Here is a 291-nt window from a genome sequence, read left to right as displayed (position 1 = left end):
TGCGCGGCGTCAGAGCTGAACACCAGGCCCAACTCGCGGTTCTGCTTGATCTCGGCTGCGCGCGACTTCTTCAGTTCCTGCGGGTTGCGACCACGAGCGCGGGCGACCTCCGCTTCGTCGGAGAAGCCAGCCTCGACCAGGCTTTCCCAGGCGGTAGCTTCATGCACCGGGTTGATCCACGGCATCACCGGCCCCTGGTAGACGGCCGACAGCAGCGTGCGCATATCGACATCCGCCGGCGGCTTGAGCACGCCAGACGCAACAGCCAGCGTCAGCCAGGTGCGATACACA

General features: G+C 65.6%; 1 pseudogene. It reads right to left on the bottom strand.

Annotated elements, in window-relative coordinates:
- Window positions 1–291, bottom strand: a pseudogene (locus J0A65_RS27105) (phage portal protein); the annotation flags it as partial.

The organism is Bowmanella yangjiangensis (genome assembly GCF_017255015.1).
GTDB lineage: Bacteria > Pseudomonadota > Gammaproteobacteria > Enterobacterales > Alteromonadaceae > Bowmanella > Bowmanella yangjiangensis.
Note: the sequence above shows the minus strand (reverse complement) of the source record. Positions and strands in the feature narration are given on the sequence as shown.